Origin of the sequence: Hydrococcus rivularis NIES-593 (assembly GCF_001904635.1) — a bacterium.
GTDB classification, from domain to species: domain Bacteria; phylum Cyanobacteriota; class Cyanobacteriia; order Cyanobacteriales; family Microcystaceae; genus Hydrococcus; species Hydrococcus rivularis.
Genome location: NZ_MRCB01000021.1, coordinates 47,299 through 69,249, shown reverse-complemented (window position 1 = coordinate 69,249; position 21,951 = coordinate 47,299). Strand labels below are relative to the sequence as shown.

Here is a 21,951-nt window from a genome sequence, read left to right as displayed (position 1 = left end):
TTAGGAGACATTTTTATAAAAATTCGCTAGGGTTGACCATATTTTTGCTTGTATTTCTCGGCTATCTCTATAGCTTGTTCAACTATTTGTTCGGATTTCTTTAAATCTTCTAGAGCAGTTTCTTTTGAGACTGCACCAATCTCGCTAAGAAGCGCATCATCAGCTTTGGTGACTTTATCTTTGCCAAACAATTTTTTCAAGCTTTGGACAATTTCGCTTTTGGAAGGGTTAACAAAGTCTTGACCGACTCGGACTAGCTGGCGTTTGAGTCTTTCTACTTGATTTTCAGCCGCAAGACGACGACCGTTGGCATTTTTAATGGTATCGTTTTGGTCGATAATAACTCGGATAGCTGAGTCTAGCTCTGGATTGTCTGCAAAGATAGCGATCGCATTTTCGGAGAGAGCCTTAAATTTGCTAGGTAGATTGTGAACTTGAAGTCTAGTTTTGATTATCTCTAAGTTTTGTTTTTTAGTACGCTGGGCAGGCATTTTTTTGTCTATATTTTGGTGACTTTTACCATTATGGTTGGCGCTATTGCAGGCAGACATCAGTATTAGCACCGAACTTTTACAGCACAACCCTGACAGATACTCTGGTTATGCATTCAACTGCATGGGTTGCGTTCCTCACACTCTTGGCAAATTTGGAAGTATTGACTCAAACAGTCGATACCTGATGTTCCTCAACCGTCCGTCGTCTGGGAACTTCATAGGTCAAGAAATCGTAGGCGAGCATCGTATTGGGAAAAATCGCTTTAGCTTCTGCGAGTAAGTCTTTTACATCCATTGCATTGGTAGAAGTATAACGAGGACTGAAGTGGGTCATGATTAACTGCTTGACTTTAGCTGCCAGTGCCACTTGTGCTGCCATCGTCGAGGTAGAATGGAGGCTCTCAAACGCCATCTGAGCGTCTTCATGAGCAAAGGTGGCTTCGTGAATGAGAACGTCTGCATCTTCAGCCAGTTCGACTGCCGAGTCGCAATAAATCGTATCGGTGCAATAGGCAATTTTGCGACCGGGTTCGGTTTCGCCACACAAGTCAGAGCCTCGAATGCGCCGACCGTCGGGCAGGGTAACAGTCTCGCCGCGTTTGAGCTGACCGTAAATTGGACCGGCAGGAATGCCGAGAGCAGTAGCTTTTTCGACGTTGAAGCGTCCGGGACGGTCTTTTTCGCAAATGCGGTAGCCATAGGCAGGAACCCGATGCTTCAAAAGGCGGCAACTGATGATAAATTCTTCATCTTCATAAACACGTCCGGGACTAATGGGATGAACTTTAACTCGGTTAGAAAAATAAGTGTAGGAATACTTGGAGCAAGCACGTATATAATCGTCTAGACCTGTTGGTCCGTAGATATCGATCGCCTGGGCGCTGCCTGCCAATCCGCAGCTAGCTAGCAATCCCATCAAACCAAAGATGTGATCGCCGTGCATGTGGGTAATAAAAATCCGCCGGATTTGAGAACTTCTAATGTCGCTGCGCAGTAGTTGGTGCTGAGTTCCTTCGCCGCAGTCGAATAGCCATACTTCCGCCCGTTGGGGCAGGCGCAGGGCAACGCTAGAAACATTGCGCGATCGCGTCGGGACTCCAGAACTCGTGCCTAAAAACGTAATCTCCACGGTGCTATCTCTTCTTGTCTTTGAATGCCTTCTTTACCTATCGTGACTAAAATAGCTCAAAATTTAAAGTTCAAAATTCAAAATGAGCAAGCCAAATGTTTTGAACTTTGAACCGCCGACCCTGCCTGAAGAAGTTCAGATCCGAAAGCAGCGGTGCTTTGCGCACTCTCAACTTTGAACTATCATGACACAGCCACATACATATCTAAAGAGATCTAAGTGAGGGCGCGATAAATCCGATAGTTAGCCCCCGTCTCAAAAATTTCTCTGGCACGTTCGGTTAATTTTACCTTCGCTGCGTGGGCAAATGCCCGCGTCGCAACCGATAAGCCAGCCAAAATAGCAGCGGAAGTTGGTCGTCAGCAGCATTGTAGTTCCACTTGCTGAAATTGTAAGGACTGTTGGAATTGTTGTAGTAATCACTCATACTGTCAGGAGGTAAAAGTTCAACAGTCCAACCTGACGGACTGGCGATGCTTGCTAGATCTAAATCACCAATATCGAAGAGTGGTAGTTCCCAGTTGACAATCTCATCGCATTCTCTGCCGTAACCACCGCCTGTCAGAACAGGTGAAGTGTTGAATACTTCAAACTCATACAAATACTTGTCCCCAACAGGTATTACCGTTGCATCTACTCTAGAGGATGGACAAACTGGCTCTCTTTGTCGCCTGCGACGCTCTACTCGATTCTGCCAACCCCAGCGAACTCCACCAAAGATTAAAATTTTGCGCGGATTTTCTTCTTTTTGATATGCCAGGTAGAGATTGGCAATCCAGTTGTGATCCTCCCAAAAGTCTGTTCTCCCAGAAGTGTCAAAGAAAAAATAGGGACTTCTTTATTTCTTAAAAAGTAATTAGGGTCGTTCATATTTTTTAGTAAACGTTCACCATAGTAGAAAGGGGTATTTGATTTGGTATCGAGAACCCTTTCTTCTACACCATGTCCGCCTTGCAAACTATGGTTATTTTCCACCCACTGAATCCATTGCACTCTACCAGTAGTGGGATCGGGAAAGTCATTATATTCTTTGCCAAGTTCTGGATCGAAAAACTTTCTTGGTAAATAATCGAGGTCAAGAAGCCCTCCAACTAATAGACCTATTCCACAAGCACCAGGAGGACAAGCCCTATAATCATTTACTACAAAATCACCGTATACTGGTCTAAAGAATGCTTCAAATTCCCAGTCAGAAAATTGTTGTCTAAAAAGCTCCAATAATTCTCCACTCGGCGGACGTAATTTTTCAAGAGGGGAATCTACCCAAACTTTTCCTTTATCTCCGCTTGGAGTTGCGTATTCTAAAGGCTCTAAATTCCTGAGAGAAATTAGTGGATCTTTATAAACTATATTAAAACCTTGGGCTGGAACTGTTCCTAGAATGACAGTAGATATTCCTACTAAAACAGTTGTTATAGATAAATTGGCTTTACGCATATTTTTTCCTTTAAGAAAATAAAAGTAATAAAGATCGGACAAAACTGTTCTTGAGTTTTAGAGATATCTTGAACTCACAATTAGCGGAGATTTTATCAATTTATTGAAAATTTAACTGTACAAAAGGGGTCTTAACTCTTCCAATCCAAAACTGATTAACTTGTGTTCTTCCTGTAGAAAGCAAAAACATTTTTTTATTCAATAATTGATTTTCATAGTTAAATCTGATTTGATATTTACCTGGATGTAAATTGTATAAATTGCCACGTTCATAAATCTCATAGAAATCTAAAATTCCTCCGTACATTTCCCCTCGAAGTCTGAGAAATTTTTGATGCAACCAAATTAATTTAACGGCTATCAAAAACTTCACACTTTTCCTGGGTATAATTAGTGGAATATCGGAGTCTTGAATTAAAGTACTTGTATTTCTATTTATTCCGCTTAAAATTAGTCTTTGATGTGAATTTAGTAATTCAGGAAAAAATAGTTGTAAATCAAAACGATAGGGAGTGTTGGTTAAATTAGTTATCCTTACTCCAAATTGCACTGAAGTTTCTTCTCCGTATGGAGGAATAGTTACTATTGGCTGTGGGACAAGCGTTTCAAATAAAACTCCATTCACTTCAATGCTATTTTGGTTACTTGATTCAGAAGAGGTCATTGGTTTTACCTATTTAGGATACTTAATTATTGAATTTCAAAATCCATAAAAGGAGTCTCGATTATTCCCGTCCAAAACTGCGTTACTCTTGTTGTTCTCAACGTTGAATTGAACTTCCAACTCTCTAAAAGGAGTCTCGATTATTCGCATTGCTATTATTAGATTCAGAAGATGTCATTTGAGATACCTTTTTAATCAATATATTTTTGCATCCTGTCAATTTTCTGTAAAAATAAGCAAGATATATTGTGCCGTCAAAAACAAGATTAAATCTTTACGGCTAATAGTTATTAAAAAATTTTAAAAAGCTTTGTTTGCTTGGTTAGCTATGTTTATATCTTCAAATTTAAGATTTTTTAACCCGACTACTACTTTGATAACATTGCACTGTAGAGCTGTCTACATCTTTCTACTTAATTTCTACTTGGTTTATTAAAATTTTAAAATTCATCGGTCAATTTTAAAGAGAATATGAAGACATGGCTAAATTACCTGGCTCCAGTAGAGCAAAATATTTAAAGTTATGCTAAATAAGAATGCAGATAAACTGCAAAGAAGAAGTAGCCCAAAACAATTACTTTTTTCCCGAAGCCAATTTATCAGCCAATCGCGTTGTTTCTGGCAAACGATATTTGGTCGTACAGCGCAAAACATAATCGATCGCCGTAATCAGACTGATACGATGTCCAACAGAAACATAGACCGGGTTGACATTGGTACGGGTACGCAAGACTGCCCCGACGACTTCGCCGCGATCGCGCAACGGTTGCCAACTGCCTTTTTCTGGAGACAATTCTTCATGTTTGCCCACCAATAAAGATTTTGCCACGCCAATCGTCGGAACATCTATTAAAACTCCCAGATGGCATGCAATCCCAAAGCGGCGAGGATGGGCGATGCCCTGACCGTCGCAGAGAATTAAATCGGGAGCGAGATTGAGTTTTTCGAGGGCTTTTAGAATCGCGGGAATTTCCCGGAAAGAGAGGAATCCGGGAATATAAGGAAAAGTCGTGGGAATCTGAGCGATCGCGCTTTCGAGTAACTGCAATTGGGGAAAACTCAACACGGCTACGGCAGCTTGCGTCATCGTGTAATTGTCCTCAAATCCCACGTCTACTCCAGCGACATAACGAACCTCTCCCAAGTCATTTTCTACAATAACTAAATGTCGGAGTTGCTTTTGGATCTCGATCGCTTCCTCAACGGTTTGCGCCCAAGCAGAATTGCAGTTAATTTTCATTGCGCCATTGCGTAGTGAACCAACTGACCCAATTTCTCTGTGAGGGTTTCTAATCCGAAACGCTCAGTTGCAGAAATAAAGACAGCCAGTGGAAATTCTTCCTTGGCTCGTTCTAGCGTCTCGCTATCGACGCGATCGATTTTGTTAAAAGCAATCAGCATCGGTCCCGGTGTCAGGGGCATCTCCGCAAGAATCGCCATGACCGATCGCAACTGGGCGTGCCAAGCCCGATGGGACAAATCGACGACGTGAAGCAAGGCATCGGCTTCGGTCACTTCTTCGAGGGTGGCACGGAAAGCATCCACCAGAGAAGGAGGAAGTTCGTGAATAAATCCTACCGTGTCGGTTAGCAGGATCGTTCGAGATTCCCCCGTTTCGGGATCGGGCACTGGCAGCCGCCGAGTCGTCGGATCGAGGGTCGCAAACAGTCGATCGGCTACATAGACCTCAGCATTGGTCAGGGCGTTAATTAGGGTAGACTTACCCGCATTGGTATAGCCGACAATAGCCACGCTGGGCACTTCTTTCTTTTGGCGTTGTTTGCGCAAGCGGGAACGGTGCGCCTGGAGTTCGTTGACTTCTTGTTGCAGGCGGGCAATGCGACGCTGAATGGTACGGCGTTCGGTTTCTAATTTGGTTTCTCCAGGACCTCTAGTGCCGATTCCGCCGCCTAGACGAGACATTGCCCGTCCTCGACCTGTCAGGCGAGGCAGCATGTATTCTAACTGTGCCAGTTCGACCTGTAATTTTCCCGCGCGGGATTGGGCGCGTTGAGCAAAGATATCTAAAATTACTTCGGTGCGATCGACTACGCGAATCCCGAATTGAGTTTCTAGGTTGCGAACTTGGGCGGGAGACAAATCGCGATCGAAAACGACTAAATTTGCGCCCAGAGTCTGAACTTTGAGAGCAATTTCTTCTACCTTGCCCGCGCCGACGACCGTTTGCGAATCGGGACGAGGGCGCTTTTGTCGAATGATATCCAAAACTTCTCCGCCAGCCGTATCTACCAGCCGTTCTAGTTCTGCCAAACCCGTTTCAAATTCGTTGTTACTCATGTCCTCTGTCTTTAAGCCAACAACGATCGCGCGATCGCGATCGGCATCGACTTGTTGCGCGACGTATTCCCGTTGAAATTCTGCTTCTAAGCTTTCGACTAAATCCAGAAAATCCTGTCTGGCAAGAACGTCTAGACTCATAGGCGGCGAAACCGTCCAATAGTAGCGGTTATCTGGATTGAGTTCTGACGGAGGCAGAAGATGAGCTATATAGGCTTCCTTGACATAGCCCGTCGCGCCGCCACCGCGTCGTTCAAACCCCGTTCCTGTCAGGGTTAACACGACCAACGCATCCAATCGCTGCAACACCATCGCCGTGAGACTAGCTTCTTTGGGCGGTTCGGTTTTGAGTTTGGTGGCGATACAACGAATGCCGCAAAGTCGTTCTGCACCGTAACGAGGTAGTTCGAGAGCGGGGATTTGGGTTTGGCGAGGGGTTCCTATGCCTACGCGAACGATCTGTCCCCGACGATTGACATAGGCACAGACGGGGCGATCGATTTCCGTGCTAATCGCTGCCAGTCGTTGGGCAAATTCTGGCGTAGTAAAGCGATCGCCAGGTAAGCGCTGATGGTACAGTCGTTGTAGTTGTTTGATTTGGCTGGGCTTCAGACCCTGTAGGTTTCCGTAGATGGTATCGATAGGCATTCTCCTTTGCTGGGCTTGTAATTCTTATTCTAGATCTTGTAATACGTATAGTACAGATTCCTTTACTTGACTTAAACAACTCTAGGTTTAGAGAATTTTCTATATTTTGCGATCGCCGCTCGAAAAATAGTTAGTCGTTAGTAATTATTAATTAGTGGAAATAAACTAATAACGACTAACAACTAACTACCGATTACTAATTACTGAATTTAGCCCGCTTTGGGAATGAGATCCAAAAAGGCATCGAAGTCTCTCAATGCCTCGCGATATTGAGTCTCGGCAATTTCAGAATTGCGAGCTTTAGCAGCTGCATCAATGCGTTCAAAGTGAACGAATAACTCCTTAGCCAGCTTAGTCGCTTGTTCTCGATCTTTGGGTAACAGGCTGCGGGATAAATTTAGCATGTCTTGACGCAGGTGTCCGAAAGGACCGTGGATGAGACTACCTGCATCAACCCACTTTCTATTAGCAATGAGATCTCGGAGTTCCGACATCCGTTCTCGTACTTCTTCTACAGGTTCTACCAACACTTGAAGTTGGGCGATTTTCTCTGGCGTGTAGGTAGTTGGGATAGTTGCTTGGGGACTAGAACAACTGACCAACAAGGTTGCGACCAGTATCAAAATCAAAGACAGAATAGACCGAAGACGTGGCATTTCTCTATTATTACTATTCAACGATTTACTAATTTACTACTGATTGTCTCAGGAATCCGTCTCTTTAGAACGCCTGGTAAGATACAAAAATTAACAATCGCCGTTTTTTGAAATGGGAGTGTGAGGAGTATGGGAGGTGTGGAGAGTGTGGGAGACAAGACAGACAAGGGAGCAAGGGGAGATGGAGAGACAATTAACTACTAACCCCTATACAGCGGGTTTATCTAAAAACACGAGAGATTTACCTACACTTAATACAAAAAACGCTCCTACGACTACTCCCCAATGACAAATGATAAAAGACGTATGACGAATTAAAAAGTTTTATTTTTAGAGCTTTAATATTTGCGATCGCGCTCGAATTACCTGATAAAAAACAAGGGAAATAACAAAGTCATTTTCCTGGCTCTTGTTGACTTATTTATCTCATTAGATTCTGACTGTTGCAAGAAGTCTAATTTGAAAAGATTATTTTATAGATAAAAACTCATATTATTTCTTTATTTTATTTGGATGAATCCTAGCTAACATGTTTGACTATTTCATCACTATTTAGAGAAATGCAATACTAATTTGCACAAAGAACGGATTTTTTTGCGATCGAAAATAAAGAGACGCAACCCATTATACTTGGCAGAGGAAGAAATCGTTCGAGATAACCAAATAGCTTTGACGATAATTATGAGTGAAACGCAACCCCAATCCCTGCTTGACATCAATGGACTAGATTTAGGAATTCAGAGTAACTGGGAACTAGAGAGTGGTGACAAAACAATTACCACTGATGGGCTACCAGTAATCAGTGAAAAACAACGATCGAGCGCAGATAACTGGTCGCTAGTCGCCGAAAAAGGGATTTCTTCGCCACAACCCGATAGAAAATCCGATCCCTCATCAGTTACCCGGAACAAACCGAATCTAGAGCCAAAGAATCTAGTAGAAGAAGATTTTTTTGCCGATTCAGTTAAACCAATTTACGCACAGGGGAAAAACGTCTCTAGCTCGGAGATTGTACCCCCAAGCAACGGTGCCAGTCCGCTAATGAACCTCAGCGAGTTCCGCGCCGATAGTCGCTTTGCCGGAATTAACGGACAGGGATTCACAGTAGTAGTTCTCGATACCGGAATCGACCGAGATCATCCTTTTTTCGGACCAGACAGCGACAAAAATGGCGTTGCCGATCGCATTGTGGCTCAATACGATTTTGCTTCTAAAGATGCAGACGCGAGCGATCGCAGCGGACACGGGAGCCACATGTCGAGTATTATTGCCTCCTCGGATAGCCAATATCCCGGCGTGGCGCCAGGTGCAAACATCATTCACCTCAAGGTCTTTGAAGATGATGGGGGTGGCAGCTTCCAGTATGTCGAAGAAGCCTTGCAATGGGTAGTCGCCAATCTCGATAATTACAATATTGCCAGCGTCAATCTCTCTTTTGGAGATAACGGCAATTATAACGAGCCAATTCGCAGTTATGGGATTGACGATGAAATAGAAACATTGGCAGGTAACGATGTTGCCGTCGTAACGGCGGCGGGGAATAATTTTTACGCTTCCCAAAGCGATCGCGGCGTGATGTATCCTGCTGCCGATCCTAACGTCATCTCGGTTGGTGCGGTCTATAGCTCAGATGTCGGCAGCGTATCCTACAGCAACGGTGCCAATGCGAATTCTACCGGAGCGGATCGCATTATGCCCATTTCCCAGCGCCATGAAACCCTTACTTCCATCTTTGCCCCAGGCGGGCCGATTGCAGCGGCTAACGCCGATGGCGGTACGATGACGCTACAAGGCACCAGTCAAGCGGCTGCTCACGTAACAGGCGCGATCGCGCTCGCCCAACAGCTAGCCGTGCGGGAACTGGGACGGCGATTGAGCGTCGGCGAACTAGAGAATCTCTTAGCTTCTACAGGTAAAAGCATTATCGACGGCGACGACGAGCAAGATAACGTCGAAAATACGGGTCTCGTCTTCAAGCGCATCGATATGAATGCCCTTGGCAAGGCAATTGCGAGCATGGACAATAATAACAGTCCAGCCTCAGCTAAGAGACAATTTGGCAGAGCTACCAGTTACGATCCCCTTACAGGTACTAACACGGCTGGAGCAAGGCTCTCAGAAGAGGATTCCTTTCTTCTGGGAACGGATACCGAGTCGTTTGAGGAGGTTTTAATTGATGGCTATAGCAGCTATGGCGGGATTGTTCGACCTAACAGTTTGCCTGTAACTACAATAGATGGATTGAACGAATCATTGAAGATAGTTGTTGGAAGTCTCGATAGTTCTGCTGTTCTGTAGTAGCGATCGCTTATTTATGCAGTTTCTTTTTGCGTTCCCAGTTAGTGGATTTTCGTCCCACTTCCGACCAACGGACAGACATAGGTAAAGCTGACTTGAGCGGTGCAGACTTAAACTATGCCAACCTCAGTGCGGCACTTTTATATCGAGTTAATAAAGAAACAGCACTCTAGAAAGAGTGCTGATAAGATATGGATAGCAAGACAAAAATTAACCCTTAACCCTTAACAACGGGAGCAACTAAAGCTACTGGTTGCGCTGGAGCCGAAGCTAAATCGAGGGGGAAGTTGTGAGCATTGCGTTCGTGCATCACCTCGATGCCCAGATTGGCTCGGTTAAGGATATCTGCCCAAGTGGGAATCGGTCGTCCTTGACTGTCAAGAATAGAATCGTTGAAATTAAACCCATTGAGGTTAAATGCCATCGTACTAATTCCCATCGCGGCAAACCAAATTCCCACCACGGGCCAAGCGGCTAGGAAAAAGTGCAGCGATCGCGAGTTATTAAAGCTAGCATACTGAAAGATCAGCCGTCCAAAATAACCGTGCGCTGCGACAATGTTATAGGTTTCTGCTTCCTGACCGAACTTGTAGCCAGCATTAGCCGATTCGGTTTCCGTCGTCTCTCGGATCAAGCTAGAAGTCACCAAAGAGCCATGCATGGCTGCAAATAATGCTCCTCCAAATACTCCAGCCACGCCGAGCATGTGAAAGGGGTGCATGAGAACATTATGTTCTGCCGTGAAGACAATCATAAAGTTGAAAGTCCCGGAGACACCGAGCATCAGTCCATCAGAAAAGCTTCCTTGTCCGATGGGATAGATCAACAGCACGGAAGTGGCAGCCGCAACCGGAGCCGAAAAGGCAACCGAAATCCAAGGACGCATACCCAGACGATAGCTCAGTTCCCACTGACGACCCATATAAGCATAGATGGCAATCAGAAAATGGAGCACGATTAGCTCATAGGGACCACCATTGTAGAGCCATTCGTCGAGAGTGGAAGCATCCCAAATCGGGTAAAAATGCAAGCCAATCGCAGCCGAAGTGGGAACGACAGTTGCCGTCATCAGATTATTGCCGCCAAGCAGCGAACCCGTTACAGGCTCGCGGATTCCATCAATATCCACTGGAGGTGCGGCAATAATGGCAAGGATAAAAACAATCGCAGAAACTAAGGCGGTGGGGATTAAGAGAACCCCAAACCAGCCAACATACAGTCGATTTTCTGTGCTGGTTATCCAGTCACACAACCGAGTCCATAAATTGGCACTACTTTGCCGGTGCAAGAGAGTGTTCATAAGTCTGAATTAGTGCTTGCGTACTAGGTAAAAAGAGAAGAACTAAATGTTCTTTCTTTATATAACTAAAAAGTTATTTAGTTGTCAAGTTAAATAATACCTTCTTCAAAAATGCCTGCTACAAATCCCTTAGAGCGGGAGAAATGGGAGTGTGGGGAATTAGTTCTCCCATACTCACTCCCCCTCTTCCCATACTCTCCACGCTTCCCTCTTTCTTTATCTGTAGTCAAAAAAGAGGAAGGAAATTGATATTAGGAGTTTTCGAGTTAGGGAAGCACAAGAGAAGGAGATTGTCTCCCTGGTTCGCGGACAAAGATTAAGGGCAAGAGCGCTACTAGGCGCAGTACGGCAGAAAGAATAAATAGTCCGCCAATGCCGCCGAAAGAAGCGTACTGACTCAAGAAGCCTCCAGTAGTCGTTCCCAATGCACCTCCCAAGCCGCTGATAGCAGCCGCAGTTGCAAAATAACTCGACGATGACTTCCCGATAGGCGCGATCGCCATTTGTAAATTATTAGAGCAAAGATCGATTGCCGACCAAGCGCTGCCCCAAAGCACGTATAATAGGGGCAACCATAGCCAAACAGAAAGCCTATCAGTATTAACCCCCAGCCACAGTAAAGGGATTGCGGCAACTAAAATTCCTACCGACAGCAACACCCGACGATTGCCGACGTGGTCTGCCAATTTTCCCCATATCAGCAGCATCAAGACATTAGCCCCTGCGTTGAGACTACTATAGATGGTCACGCAACTGATATCCAGTCCCAAGTCTTTGAGTAGATAAACATTGAAAAAAGGGAGGCTGAGGTTAACGGCAAACATCCACACGCCGTAATAGAATAGATATTTAAGGAAGTTAGTATCTCTCAGGAAATTGACAAATGTAGGCGGTTGGGGAACTGAACCTGACTCAGGCGCGATCGCTTCGCTTGCTGCCTGTGGATTGACATCTGCCATCAACAACTGAAAGCTCAAACTAACAATCCCTGCCAAGACTGCCAGAGTTAAGACCAGACTGTAGGCTTGAATTGTTCCGCCTCCCCAATAAGACACGAACGTTCCCAGTAAAGGCACGCAAAACAAGTTAGTTAGATTTGCCATACTATTGCGCAGTCCAAAATATCGCCCCCGCAAGCGCCGGGGAACTAAGACTGCCATCCAGCTAACCCAGGAAGCGCTGCCCATAGCGCCGCAGGTATGGGTAAATAGGGAAATTAATAGCGTCCATTGAATCAGTTGGTGCGCTTCAAATAGATGTGCCCCAAAACCAATAATTCCTAAGACTAAAATCATCCATAACATTCGCGCTGGACTGAAAACTCGAAAGTTATACCAACGACGGCTAATCGTTCGATCTGCCAAGTATGCGCCTACGGGTTGGAGAAAGTTGGCTAGCATGGGGATCGCTGCTAGATAACCAATTTCTACGCTCGTAGCTCCCAACTTTAGCAAGAAATTGCTCAGTAAAACATCGCCTGTCGCGCAGGAGAAAATTGTCGAGAAAATGCTATCGTAGGTTGAAGCTTTGAGGCTGCTGCGGATCTGTTGTTTGGCAGGTTTGGCGGATGGAGCGATAAAAGCGCTCTCTGCAATAGCGATCGCATCGCCTAACCTATCGGTACTGTTTGGTGGGGTTAGCGTCTCTGAAACCGATAGCTTTCGGGTTTTTACGAAGGCAATATCTCCGGGTAATTTGAGCATAAAGACGAACGGATTTCAAATTGGCTTAGGAAGTCAAAAGACAGACTAATCATAAAGAAATCTTTAATATTTTGCGATCGATCTGCAAAAATTGAAAACCAAATAAACTGGGATTTATAAAAAATCGAAAATCTAGAGAGGTCTTGTCGAAAGAGTCAGACTTTAGCGACAATAGAAATTAGCGATCCCTGTTGGGTTTCCCTCAAAAAGCTCCAGTGTAGCGATCGAGCTGCAAAAATTAATCTTTGCCGCTACATTTTATTAAGAATTATGTAGTCGATGACCACTCCTGCTATTGACAATAAAATTCCCTACTTATCTTCATTTTTTTTTAAAATTAAGCAATTTTTTCTAAAATGGGGAAGTTTATTGTTAATTGTTTTTTCTCTGACAGCCTGTAGCCAAAATACGAATGGAATAACCACCGTAACGCTAAGTGGCTGGCAAAGCAATCCTACTGAAAGACATTTGATAGAACAAGTTTTAAAAGATTTTGAAGCGAAACATCCCCATATAAAGATCGACTTTGAAATCATAACCGACCAGTATATGGATGTTATCAAAACGCGATTAATTGGCGATGCTGCGCCGGATGTTTTTTATTTAGAGGCTTTTGAAGCCCCTTTACTGATGAGTTATGGGGTTTTAGAACCTTTAGATAGCTACATTACTGCTGAGTTCGATCTAGCTGATTTTGAACCTTCTTTGCTCGAAGCATTCAGATACAAAGGTCAACTCTACGGCTTGCCAAAAGATTTTTCTACACTAGCTTTATTTTATAACAAACAATTCTTCAGTCAAGCTAACTTAAAGACTCCTCCAAAAACTTGGCAACAGTTGCGGAAATATTCTAAAAAACTTACTGTCGATCTTAATGGCGATCGCAGAAAAGATCGCTATGGTTTGGGAATTACGCCAGAACTCGCGCGTCAATACTTTTTAATGAAAGCGTTTGGAGGAGAATTAATCAACCGAAAAGATTACGCTAGTTTTGCGACAAAAAAGAGTGTAAAAGGGTTAAAGAAAATTGTCGAACAATATCAAAAAGATCGAACGGCTGCTCAACCTTCAGATGTGGGCGCAAGTTCTGATAGTGAAATGTTTGGTCAGGGAAAAGCCGCAATGGTAGTTGACGGAAATTGGGCAATTCCTTATTTAAAAGAAACCTTTCCCAATCTTGAATTTGCTACAGCTGAGGTGCCATCAATAAACGGAAAAAAAAGCACGATGGCTTATACAGTTGCTTATGTAATGAACAAAAAAGCCAAACATAAAGATGCAGCCTGGAAACTCATCTCTTATCTGACTGGAAAAGAGGGCATGCAAGCTTGGGCAAAAGGTGGAGTTGTCTTGCCAAGCCGAAGATCGATCCTATCAGAACTAGGATATATAGAAAATCCTCTTTACGCTCCTTTTATCAGAGGAATAAATTATGCAACGATATGGCAAGCTGGAATAAATTTACCGACTATTAGAACTCATTTTAATAATCAATTTTTAAGTGCTTTATTGGGTCAGCAATCTTTAATAAAAGCCTTGCAAAAAGCTCAAAAAGATGCCAATAAAGAAATTCAAGCAGCTGATTACTAAATCCAATAAGTCCCGAATAATTTCATGAAAAAAAAGAGTCAAAAAAAGGTTTTGCAACAGGAAGCATCTTCTGGATATTTATTTATGGCTCCTAGTCTAATTATTTTAGGTGTATTTTTATTTTTACCAATTCTCTATGCCATATTTTTATCTTTTCATAAGGTTCAAGTTTTAGGAGAGCTAAGTTATCGATTGGTTGGCAGTCGAAACTTCAGCAGAATCTTAGATGATGAAAGAGTTTTGATGGCTTTTAAAAATACTTTTGATTATGTGATCGTCGTTGTTCCTAGCCAAACTATTTTGGCACTGATTCTAGCTACGATCTTGAATGCTAGTATCAAAGGCAGACAGTTATTTCGAGTTATCTTTTTTCTGCCAACTGTAACTTCTTCTGCTGTTTTAACTTTAATTTTTATTTGGATTTATAACTCTAATGGTTTGTTGAATAATTTGCTTTCTCATGTTGGGTTGCCAACCTATAACTGGTTGGGCGATCCCCAGGTAGCTCTTAAAGCTATCATGATTATGAATGTTTGGTCTACTGTTCCGTTTTTTATGGTCATCTATTTAGCCGCACTCCAAGACATTCCTTCCGAATTATATGAGGCAGCAAAAATTGATGGAGCCAATGAGTGCGATCGCTTTTTTAATATTACATTACCCTTGCTTAAACCCGTTACTTTTTTTGTCATCGTGATGGGAATTATTGGTACGTTTCAGTTATTCGATCAATCTTATATCTTTTCAAATGGTTCCGGTGGTCCTAATAATTCAACACTGACAGTTGTCCTTTTAATTTATCAATACGCTTTCAAAAGTTTAGATATGGGCTACGCTGCCGCACTTGCCTTGATGCTAGCAGGTGTAATTTTGATAGTAACACTAATTCAGCGTCGTTTCTTTCAAAATGAAAAAATATCCTAAATAAGGAAAGAAGAGTGAAAGTTTTTCTCGGACTAAAACCTATTCTTTATATCTTCTTAATTCTATATTCAATTATTACTTGTGTCCCCTTTGCTTGGGCACTTTCAGCCTCTTTTAAACCTCTTAATGAAATTGTAGCTGGTGGCTTAAATTTTATTCCTCAAAATTTTACTCTCGATAACTACCGACAAATTTTTTTTGAATCGCCTTTATTCGGACGCTGGTTTTTAAATAGCGTATTTGTAGCTGTCTGCGTTACTGGATTAAACCTTTTATTCAATTCTATGGCTGGCTATGCTTTAGCAAGAATTTCCTTTCCAGGACAGCCATTATTATTTGGATTAATCGTGGCAGTTTTACTAATTCCTATCCAAGTTACATTAATTCCTACTTACTTGATTTTAAAGTATTTGGGATGGCTGAATAGTTATCAAGGACTGATCGTACCGAATGCGGCCAATGCTACATTTATTTTTATGATGCGACAATTTTTTGTCAATTTTCCCAAGGAACTAGAAGAAGCTGCGGCATTAGATGGATTAAATCGCTGGGAAACTTTTTTCTATATTGTTTTGCCTCTAGCTAAACCAGCTTTAGCAGCACAAACTATTTTTATTTTTATGAGTTCTTGGAACAACTTTTTAATGCCATTAATGATTTTATCCTCTCCAGAAATGTTTACGCTTCCGTTAGGATTAAATACCTTTAAAGGACTTTATATCAGTTATTGGAACTATATTATGGCAGCATCGATTGTTTTTACACTGCCAGCGATCGCAATTTATTTATTCTTCAATCGTTATTTCGTTGCTGGAATGCTTTTTACAGGCACTAAGGGATGATCGATCGCATTAATATTGATAGTGAAATCGTTACTAACTTTTTTCCAACTACTTCCATTGTCTTTTGATTGAAATATTCCTTCATCCCAGTCAAAATTACCCCCCACCTAGCAATACCCAGATCCAGGCAGGGGCTAACACAATGAACTCAACTTACTTATATGAATTCTCTAAAATCTTGCTACAAATCCTTGGAGAGGGAAAAGGAAAACGGGGAAAGGAAAAAGAAGTATACTCCTTTCCCCTTTGCCCATTCAACTATCTGTAGCAGGTATGAATGGAAATTGGCATTAATCTCTTTTAACCAAGCAACTCAACGGCACGCTTGGCTAAATTTTCAGCCGTCAAGCCATTATATGCCATCACTTGACCCGCACTGGCAGCCGTTTCGCCGCGCTTCCAAGAGAAGACATCGCGCTTGGCACCACTGCGTAACATAAGCGGTTCTAACATTCCACTCGCGCCGCCAGTAACGCCAATTAACGCATCGCCGCCAAACAATCGTTCAAATCCTTCATCATCCAAAAAATGACTGTCGGGTTGCGCGCTACCTTGCCATGCAACATCGTCGGGACGATACAAGCGACGAGGACTGATGACAGAAACAATCCGTACTCCTATGCCTTCGTTTTCTAGATGCAAGGCGGCATCAAAAACCGGAATTAACGTCATATCGCCAACAACGGCAAAGACGACTTTCTTTTTCCCTTCGGTTTCGTGCAATACCACGCCACCATCTCGTAAAGCTTGACGGGTTTGTTCGAGGGTTGTGAGGACGGGTAAGGCTGACTTACTCGCCGTGATGACGATTCCCTTATTCTTGGTTCCCAGCGCCCATTCATAACATGCCTGGATGCTGTTGGCATCGCAGGGGAATAAGGGAAAGACATTGCCATTGCGCATCATGGCGGCAAAGTAATTTTCCACCTCTGGACGTTGGTGCGTCCAACCGTTGCGACCTTGCTCTAAGGCTCCCGCAGTGAATAGAGTAATGGTAGAAGGGGTGGGACGGCGCAATTCTGCCATTGCCTGAGTCACGGTTTGCCAAACTGGTAAACCATTGATGACAAAAGATTCGTAGGAACACCACAACGTCCGCGCGCCAAATAAGGCTAAACTAGCAGCCAACCCCGCGCAAGCATCTTCGCTTAAGGGTTCATAGACTTGTCCCTTGGGCGCTTGGAAATAAGTATCGTCGAGGGTGGGATGAATGATTTTAAGTCCCACGTTGACGTTGTTAATTCCAGAAGCAGCATTTCCATCTGCATTGGTAATCACAAAGTTGGGGTCTTTTTTCCCGACGTAAACGATTAATTCTCCCATTGCAGTCGTCGCGACTTTTTTCTCGCTTCTAAGGGGGAATTCTTGGAGAGGTAATTCGCCTAGGTCGGGTAAGGGAAATTCTTTTTCCGTGACGACATGATGGGAGGCCGGACCACCAGCCGAACGTTCAAAGTTGGTGCGGACTAATTCCCAAGCTTCGGGGGGTAAGGCACGTTCTTTGAGGGCGCTGACAATGTAACCGTTTTCTAGAGAATCTCCAGGATAGAGGTTGTGAGATTGTGCGCCCCGTTTGTGAACGCCTGCGCCTTTGAGTTGTTTGACGATGAGGACGGTTAGCTTGCCACTCATTGCCGATTTAGCGGCTTTATCGGTGGCTTCTAGAACGGATTGAACGAATTCTAAACGTTTTTGAAAGGAAAATCTAGTGCTATCGACGTAATCCCCAGGTTGGTTGGCATCGTCGAAGTCTTTGGCGTTGACGAGAATGACTTCTTGGAAACCATTGCCTTTCCAGTATTCGATCATTTCTGCGTTGGGTTTGGTGGAAACCATGCTGTGGTGTTCTTGGGAATAGCCGTTCCACACGAGAATGGGTAGGAAGTTGGTGACGTCGGGATAGGCAGTATGGAAGTGAGCAAAGCTACTCATGACATAGGGTTCGCCCAAACCGCCATCGCCGATGGTGACGGGGAAGAGTACGTCGGGATGCAATTTTGCACCAGCCATAGCAAAATGTTGTCCTTGTCCGAGGGGGCCGGCAGGATTGAGGAGTCCGGGAATTTGCCCCGATAAATGTCCCAAGAGTCCGTGCATTTCTCGGAATCGCTCCCCCAGTTGCTGTACGGTTTTGATGCCCATGTCTTCTAGGGAGCGATCGAGAAACATGGTGCTGTAAAATCCTGGAGCGTGGTGTCCGACTTCAGTGATAATGTTTTTGTAACCTAACATGACAAGGGCGGCAATTCCCTCAGCAATGCTGGCAAATCCGCCGGGGTGTCCTGATTCTTTGGTGGCAGTGGTTTGTAGGGTCAGGTATCGCAATGCATCGGCGGCGAGGAGGGTTTGATAGACGGCAATCGGATCGCTGGGCGAACTAATAGCAGTCTGTCCGGGCGCGATCGCCGCTTCTTTTCCATACTTTTCAAGGTCAGGCAAACTATCGGCAAAATGCTGAATGCCTTGACAAAAAGTAGGGATTCTGCTAGCAACTGTCATTTTATTAAATACCCCTTCTCATTACTCCAATTATTAAATAAATCTTACAGTTTAGTTAGGGCAGATAGCAGTGTATCGCCACAATCGTCGCTCGAAAGAGTGCAGGATATGATACTTGCAGACAGGGACTTTTGCCACTAAAAAATCTTTCTATCAGAAAAAATTATGACAGTTACAAGAAATTTCAAGGAGTCAATCGGTCTTAGATTAAAGGTTCGAGCGCATAATTAGAGATGCAGAATTTTAAAACCACTGCAATCGAAACTCAAGAGGAAAGCAGTATGGAAATAAGTTGGGTTGATTTCGCGCTCATAACTCTGTTTAATGCTACTTTATGTATTCTTCTGCCGAGACTGGTAACGCTAAACTGGTCGTTTGGTCAGCAAGAAAATAAGCAATTAAATATAAAGCGATCGCAGATCGTTCATTAGGCAGATTTGACATCTGCGATCGCAACCGAGTATATAAACCCAGAGTTAAGTAATAATTAGCGATAACGGAAACGCCGCTTGCGCTGTTTATGTTTAGCAAGGGCTTTTCGCTTTTCCTTTTCTATTGGCGTTTCAAAATGCCGTTTCTTCCTCATGTCCTGGAAGATCCCCGCTTTAGAAACCTGACGTTTAAATCGTCGTAGGGCAGATTCAATTCCTTCATTTTCACCCAAAACTACTTGAGTCATGCCTGTTACTCCTCCTATGAATGGTGAAACGCTGAAAAATAAAAAAAGCCTCTAGCAGAGTAGCGCAGTTACCTTGATCTGCTAGAGACCCTGAAATTTAAGCTTTAAGTAAAAACTTAATAACGACGATTGCTGCGGCGATTGTTACCCCAGCTACCAGAAGAACCCCTTTCTTCGCGGGGTTTTGCCTTGTTAACTTTCAAGTCGCGCCCCATCCATTGGGCCCCATCAAGTGCTTCAATGGCAGTCTTTTCTTCTGCCTCTGTTCCCATTTCTACAAAAGCAAATCCTCGCGGGCGACCTGTTTCTCGGTCGGTAGGCATCTGAACGCGATTGACAGTTCCATATTCTTTAAAAACTCCTTCGAGGTCTTCTTGGGTAACCTCGTAGGATAAATTTCCAACGTAGATCGACATAAGCTGTCTCCAAAATCAAGAGGTGTAGAGAGGTTAGATCCGGAGAAACACTTGTCGCTAGAGCAAATCGGGGTTTCAAAACCGAAAATAATCCTTACTCTATGACTATAACACAGCAACCTAGCGGGGGTTATTATAAATCTGTTGTTGAATATATTAGGCAGGCTTGGTAATAAAGTCTAGAATTTGATATGCCGTCCAAAAGCTAGGAAATTACCGTACCATTCCTAAGAGTCTTGGCGCTTTTACACCAATTGGTAGGCGGGTAATAAATTATCTAAATTTAAAACTAACAGTTTTGGTGGGCAATGCTCGAAACCTAGTGTCTCTTATAATTCATTGCCCACCTTCAAACCGTGCTTTAGTTTGCCTCAAGAAGGGAAAGTGCTATGATTCTTCTACATCAATCCAAATACTTCCCTCTTCCACGCGAACGGGAAAAACTGGCAGTGCGCTTTGGCGCGAAATCATCCCCAGTGCTTTCCCAACGCCGGGGGGCCAAGGACTCCACTCTTTAACATCGCCAGTACTTAAGTCAAAAGCGCTGCGATGCCAAGGGCAAACGATCGCTCCATCTTCAGTTATTTTGCCATTCTTCAAAGGCAGTTTCAGGTGAGGGCAGGTATTATCTACCGCGTAAAGCTGTCCTTCAAGGTTGAGCAGCAGAACGTTACGCTTGCCAACTTTCACAACTTGCCGTTCGCCTGTAGGGAGGGATTCAACGGAAAGAACTTTAGTCCAACTCATAAGACCTCCTTTCCTAGTCTTCTGCTTTAAGTTTAGTCGCGATCGCTTCCTTTATCCCGCACCGCTGCCTAAAACGAACAGACTTAACAAGGTTCCGCCATTCCAAAGACTGTGGAGTAAGATGGATGAAAGGAGATTGCGCGATCGCGTATAAACTACCCCTAAGACAATACCTAGAGTTGCCAGGGGTAAGACCTCCGATAGATTCAAATGAGCAATTGCAAATACTATACTGCTAGTCGCGATCGCGCCCCAAACTGGCAGATAGCGAGTCAGAGAAGGCAGTAAAAAACCTCGAAAGATAATTTCTTCAAAGACTGGTGCTGCCACTGAAGCAGTGAAGAAAAATATCGCTAAAACCCATTTATCTTGTGCCTGTAGGGCAAGGGAAAGGAGTGGATTGCTTCCACCTTTTCCTTGCCAAAAAAGTTGATTGGCGAGGGAAACGACAAACACTAACGGTAAAGCAACTAAATAGCCGCCTATGCCCCACAAAATCCAATTGCTCAGCCATTGAAATCGAAACCAATCTTTTGCTAGCGGGAAAAAAGATTTGACTGAAAAATATAACACTAATAACTCGCTAGCTGCTATTAAAATATAGTCAACTAGAACATAAATTGCCTTTTTGAGCAAGCTCATATTGCTCATTGCGATCGGAGATAATCCTATCCCTAAAAATATTAAAGGAAAAGCAATTTGACTGATAAAGAAAAACCCAACTAGAACTTGCCAAATAGTTTCTCCATCCCACGGTGTTGGCCAAGGATTATTATTTACAGAACCCAAAAGAGAGTCCTTTTTTTTAGTCAACCATTGAACGAAAAGAAATATTAGAATTCCAAGACCAATAATTCCTCCTAATAGTGGGAGAACATTAATCAGTGCTAATCTTAGCAAAACTTGTCGGGCAATTTCTTGTTCGTTTTGCCGAAGATTAGAGAGAGCGTCTTGGCGATTTTGGACTTGATAAAGCTTTTCTAAAGCTTGATAGCGGAACCAGCCTTTGAGTTGACTTTTAATGATAAGTTCCGAACTTGGCAAGACTTGTGGTGGTTCGCCCCACAAACTTTGTAGAACTTTTGCTGTTTGTATAATATCTTCTGGAGCATCTTTAGTTTGCGACTTTTCAATTACGTCATTCCAGATTTTTAAGGCACTCTTAATTTCTCCCAGTTGAGTTTCTATAATTCCTAAATTAATATCAATTTGGTTAATTGACTGTTTTTCTCGCTCTACCGCTCGCTTCAATAGTTCTAACTCTCCTGCGGTTTCCGATCCTGGAGGGAGAACTTGAACTTGATAACTAGCCAGTTGGTTTTTGAGTTTTTCGAGATTTTTTTTAGCTATTTTTTTAGCTTCTTGATACTGTTTTTTAGCATTTATATAAGGCTCATCTCCAAGAATATATTTAAGAGAATCATCTTTTTTTTGAACGATCGTATCTAGCTTGGCTTCTGAGGCATGAAGCGTTAAATTTGCCAAATAAAGCTCTAAATTTGCTTGTACTTGAGGTTCAGTAATACTTGTCACTAATGACAAGAAAACAGGCAAGAGTGATACAACAGTTAGTATGGATAAAATAATTCGTTTGATATTCATCTATTTCCCTTAGAATTTAATTTTA

General features: G+C 43.3%; 18 protein-coding genes and 2 pseudogenes. 5 read left to right on the top strand and 15 right to left on the bottom strand.

Annotation, left to right across the window (positions count from 1 at the left end; genetic code table 11):
- Positions 1-26: 26 nt before the first annotated feature.
- From NIES593_RS16240 to psbQ, 8 genes and pseudogenes are all read right to left on the bottom strand, one after another.
- On the bottom strand, positions 27-491 hold the full coding sequence (locus NIES593_RS16240; protein ID WP_073600574.1) for a hypothetical protein: 465 nt from the start codon (positions 489-491) through the stop codon (positions 27-29).
- 169 nt (positions 492-660) lie between these two features.
- On the bottom strand, positions 661-1,623 hold the full coding sequence (locus NIES593_RS16235; RefSeq protein ID WP_073600573.1) for a ribonuclease Z: 963 nt from the start codon (positions 1,621-1,623) through the stop codon (positions 661-663).
- 221 nt (positions 1,624-1,844) lie between these two features.
- A pseudogene (locus NIES593_RS25270) lies at positions 1,845-1,964 on the bottom strand (DUF423 domain-containing protein); the annotation flags it as partial.
- A 379-nt stretch (positions 1,965-2,343) separates the two neighbouring features.
- Entirely contained in the window at positions 2,344-3,060 is a 717-nt protein-coding gene (locus NIES593_RS16225) for a hypothetical protein (RefSeq protein WP_073600571.1), read from the bottom strand.
- A 100-nt stretch (positions 3,061-3,160) separates the two neighbouring features.
- Positions 3,161-3,724 (bottom strand): hypothetical protein, encoded by a 564-nt coding sequence (locus tag NIES593_RS16220; RefSeq protein WP_073600570.1) that lies wholly within the window; start codon positions 3,722-3,724, stop codon positions 3,161-3,163.
- Positions 3,725-4,298: 574 nt separating this feature from the next.
- Entirely contained in the window at positions 4,299-4,964 is a 666-nt protein-coding gene (nfi, locus tag NIES593_RS16215) for a deoxyribonuclease V (RefSeq protein WP_073600569.1), read from the bottom strand.
- On the bottom strand, positions 4,961-6,670 hold the full coding sequence (gene hflX / locus NIES593_RS16210; protein ID WP_175561161.1) for a GTPase HflX: 1,710 nt from the start codon (positions 6,668-6,670) through the stop codon (positions 4,961-4,963). Before hflX ends, nfi begins: the two co-directional genes overlap by 4 nt.
- Before the next feature lie 209 nt (positions 6,671-6,879).
- Positions 6,880-7,326 carry a photosystem II protein PsbQ gene (psbQ, locus tag NIES593_RS16205; RefSeq protein ID WP_073600568.1) on the bottom strand — a complete coding sequence of 149 codons (447 nt, stop codon included), beginning with the start codon at positions 7,324-7,326 and terminating at the stop codon, positions 6,880-6,882.
- 681 nt (positions 7,327-8,007) lie between these two features.
- Here psbQ and NIES593_RS16200 point away from each other — a divergent pair.
- Together NIES593_RS16200 and NIES593_RS23655 are read left to right on the top strand one after the other, a co-directional pair.
- Positions 8,008-9,624, top strand: coding sequence for a S8 family peptidase (locus NIES593_RS16200; protein WP_139253721.1), 1,617 nt, complete (start codon positions 8,008-8,010; stop codon positions 9,622-9,624).
- Positions 9,625-9,671: 47 nt separating this feature from the next.
- Positions 9,672-9,779, top strand: a pseudogene (locus tag NIES593_RS23655) (pentapeptide repeat-containing protein); the annotation flags it as partial.
- A 62-nt stretch (positions 9,780-9,841) separates the two neighbouring features.
- Here NIES593_RS23655 and psbA read toward each other — a convergent pair.
- Both psbA and NIES593_RS16190 read right to left on the bottom strand, forming a co-directional pair.
- A complete protein-coding gene (gene psbA / locus NIES593_RS16195) occupies positions 9,842-10,924 on the bottom strand; it encodes a photosystem II q(b) protein (protein ID WP_073600566.1) in 1,083 nt (360 codons plus the stop codon).
- A gap of 266 nt (positions 10,925-11,190) precedes the next feature.
- The gene (locus NIES593_RS16190; RefSeq protein ID WP_073600565.1) at positions 11,191-12,627 is read right to left on the bottom strand and encodes an MFS transporter; all 1,437 of its coding nucleotides are present in this window, start codon (positions 12,625-12,627) and stop codon (positions 11,191-11,193) included.
- A gap of 279 nt (positions 12,628-12,906) precedes the next feature.
- Here NIES593_RS16190 and NIES593_RS16185 point away from each other — a divergent pair, with 279 nt between their 5' ends.
- Genes NIES593_RS16185 through NIES593_RS16175 form a run of 3 tightly spaced genes read left to right on the top strand, consistent with a single transcriptional unit; the run spans position 12,907 to position 15,983 of the window.
- On the top strand, positions 12,907-14,217 hold the full coding sequence (locus NIES593_RS16185) for an extracellular solute-binding protein (RefSeq protein WP_083602470.1): 1,311 nt from the start codon (positions 12,907-12,909) through the stop codon (positions 14,215-14,217).
- Between the two features lie 24 nt (positions 14,218-14,241).
- Complete coding sequence (locus tag NIES593_RS16180; RefSeq protein ID WP_073600564.1) at positions 14,242-15,141, top strand: carbohydrate ABC transporter permease; 900 nt, start codon at positions 14,242-14,244, stop codon at positions 15,139-15,141.
- A gap of 14 nt (positions 15,142-15,155) precedes the next feature.
- The gene (locus NIES593_RS16175; protein ID WP_073600563.1) at positions 15,156-15,983 is read left to right on the top strand and encodes a carbohydrate ABC transporter permease; all 828 of its coding nucleotides are present in this window, start codon (positions 15,156-15,158) and stop codon (positions 15,981-15,983) included.
- A 300-nt stretch (positions 15,984-16,283) separates the two neighbouring features.
- Here NIES593_RS16175 and NIES593_RS16170 read toward each other — a convergent pair whose 3' ends face one another.
- The 5 genes from NIES593_RS16170 to NIES593_RS16145 all read right to left on the bottom strand — a co-directional run bounded on the left by NIES593_RS16170 (position 16,284) and on the right by NIES593_RS16145 (position 21,857).
- Positions 16,284-18,482 carry a phosphoketolase family protein gene (locus NIES593_RS16170; RefSeq protein ID WP_073600562.1) on the bottom strand — a complete coding sequence of 733 codons (2,199 nt, stop codon included), beginning with the start codon at positions 18,480-18,482 and terminating at the stop codon, positions 16,284-16,286.
- A 487-nt stretch (positions 18,483-18,969) separates the two neighbouring features.
- Positions 18,970-19,161 (bottom strand): 30S ribosomal protein S21, encoded by a 192-nt coding sequence (rpsU, locus tag NIES593_RS16160; protein WP_015144427.1) that lies wholly within the window; start codon positions 19,159-19,161, stop codon positions 18,970-18,972.
- A 116-nt stretch (positions 19,162-19,277) separates the two neighbouring features.
- Positions 19,278-19,577 (bottom strand): RNA recognition motif domain-containing protein, encoded by a 300-nt coding sequence (locus tag NIES593_RS16155; RefSeq protein WP_073600560.1) that lies wholly within the window; start codon positions 19,575-19,577, stop codon positions 19,278-19,280.
- A 387-nt stretch (positions 19,578-19,964) separates the two neighbouring features.
- Positions 19,965-20,324 (bottom strand): Rieske (2Fe-2S) protein, encoded by a 360-nt coding sequence (locus tag NIES593_RS16150; RefSeq protein ID WP_073600559.1) that lies wholly within the window; start codon positions 20,322-20,324, stop codon positions 19,965-19,967.
- 51 nt (positions 20,325-20,375) lie between these two features.
- Positions 20,376-21,857 carry a CPBP family intramembrane glutamic endopeptidase gene (locus NIES593_RS16145; protein ID WP_245817555.1) on the bottom strand — a complete coding sequence of 494 codons (1,482 nt, stop codon included), beginning with the start codon at positions 21,855-21,857 and terminating at the stop codon, positions 20,376-20,378.
- Positions 21,858-21,951: the final 94 nt, after the last annotated feature.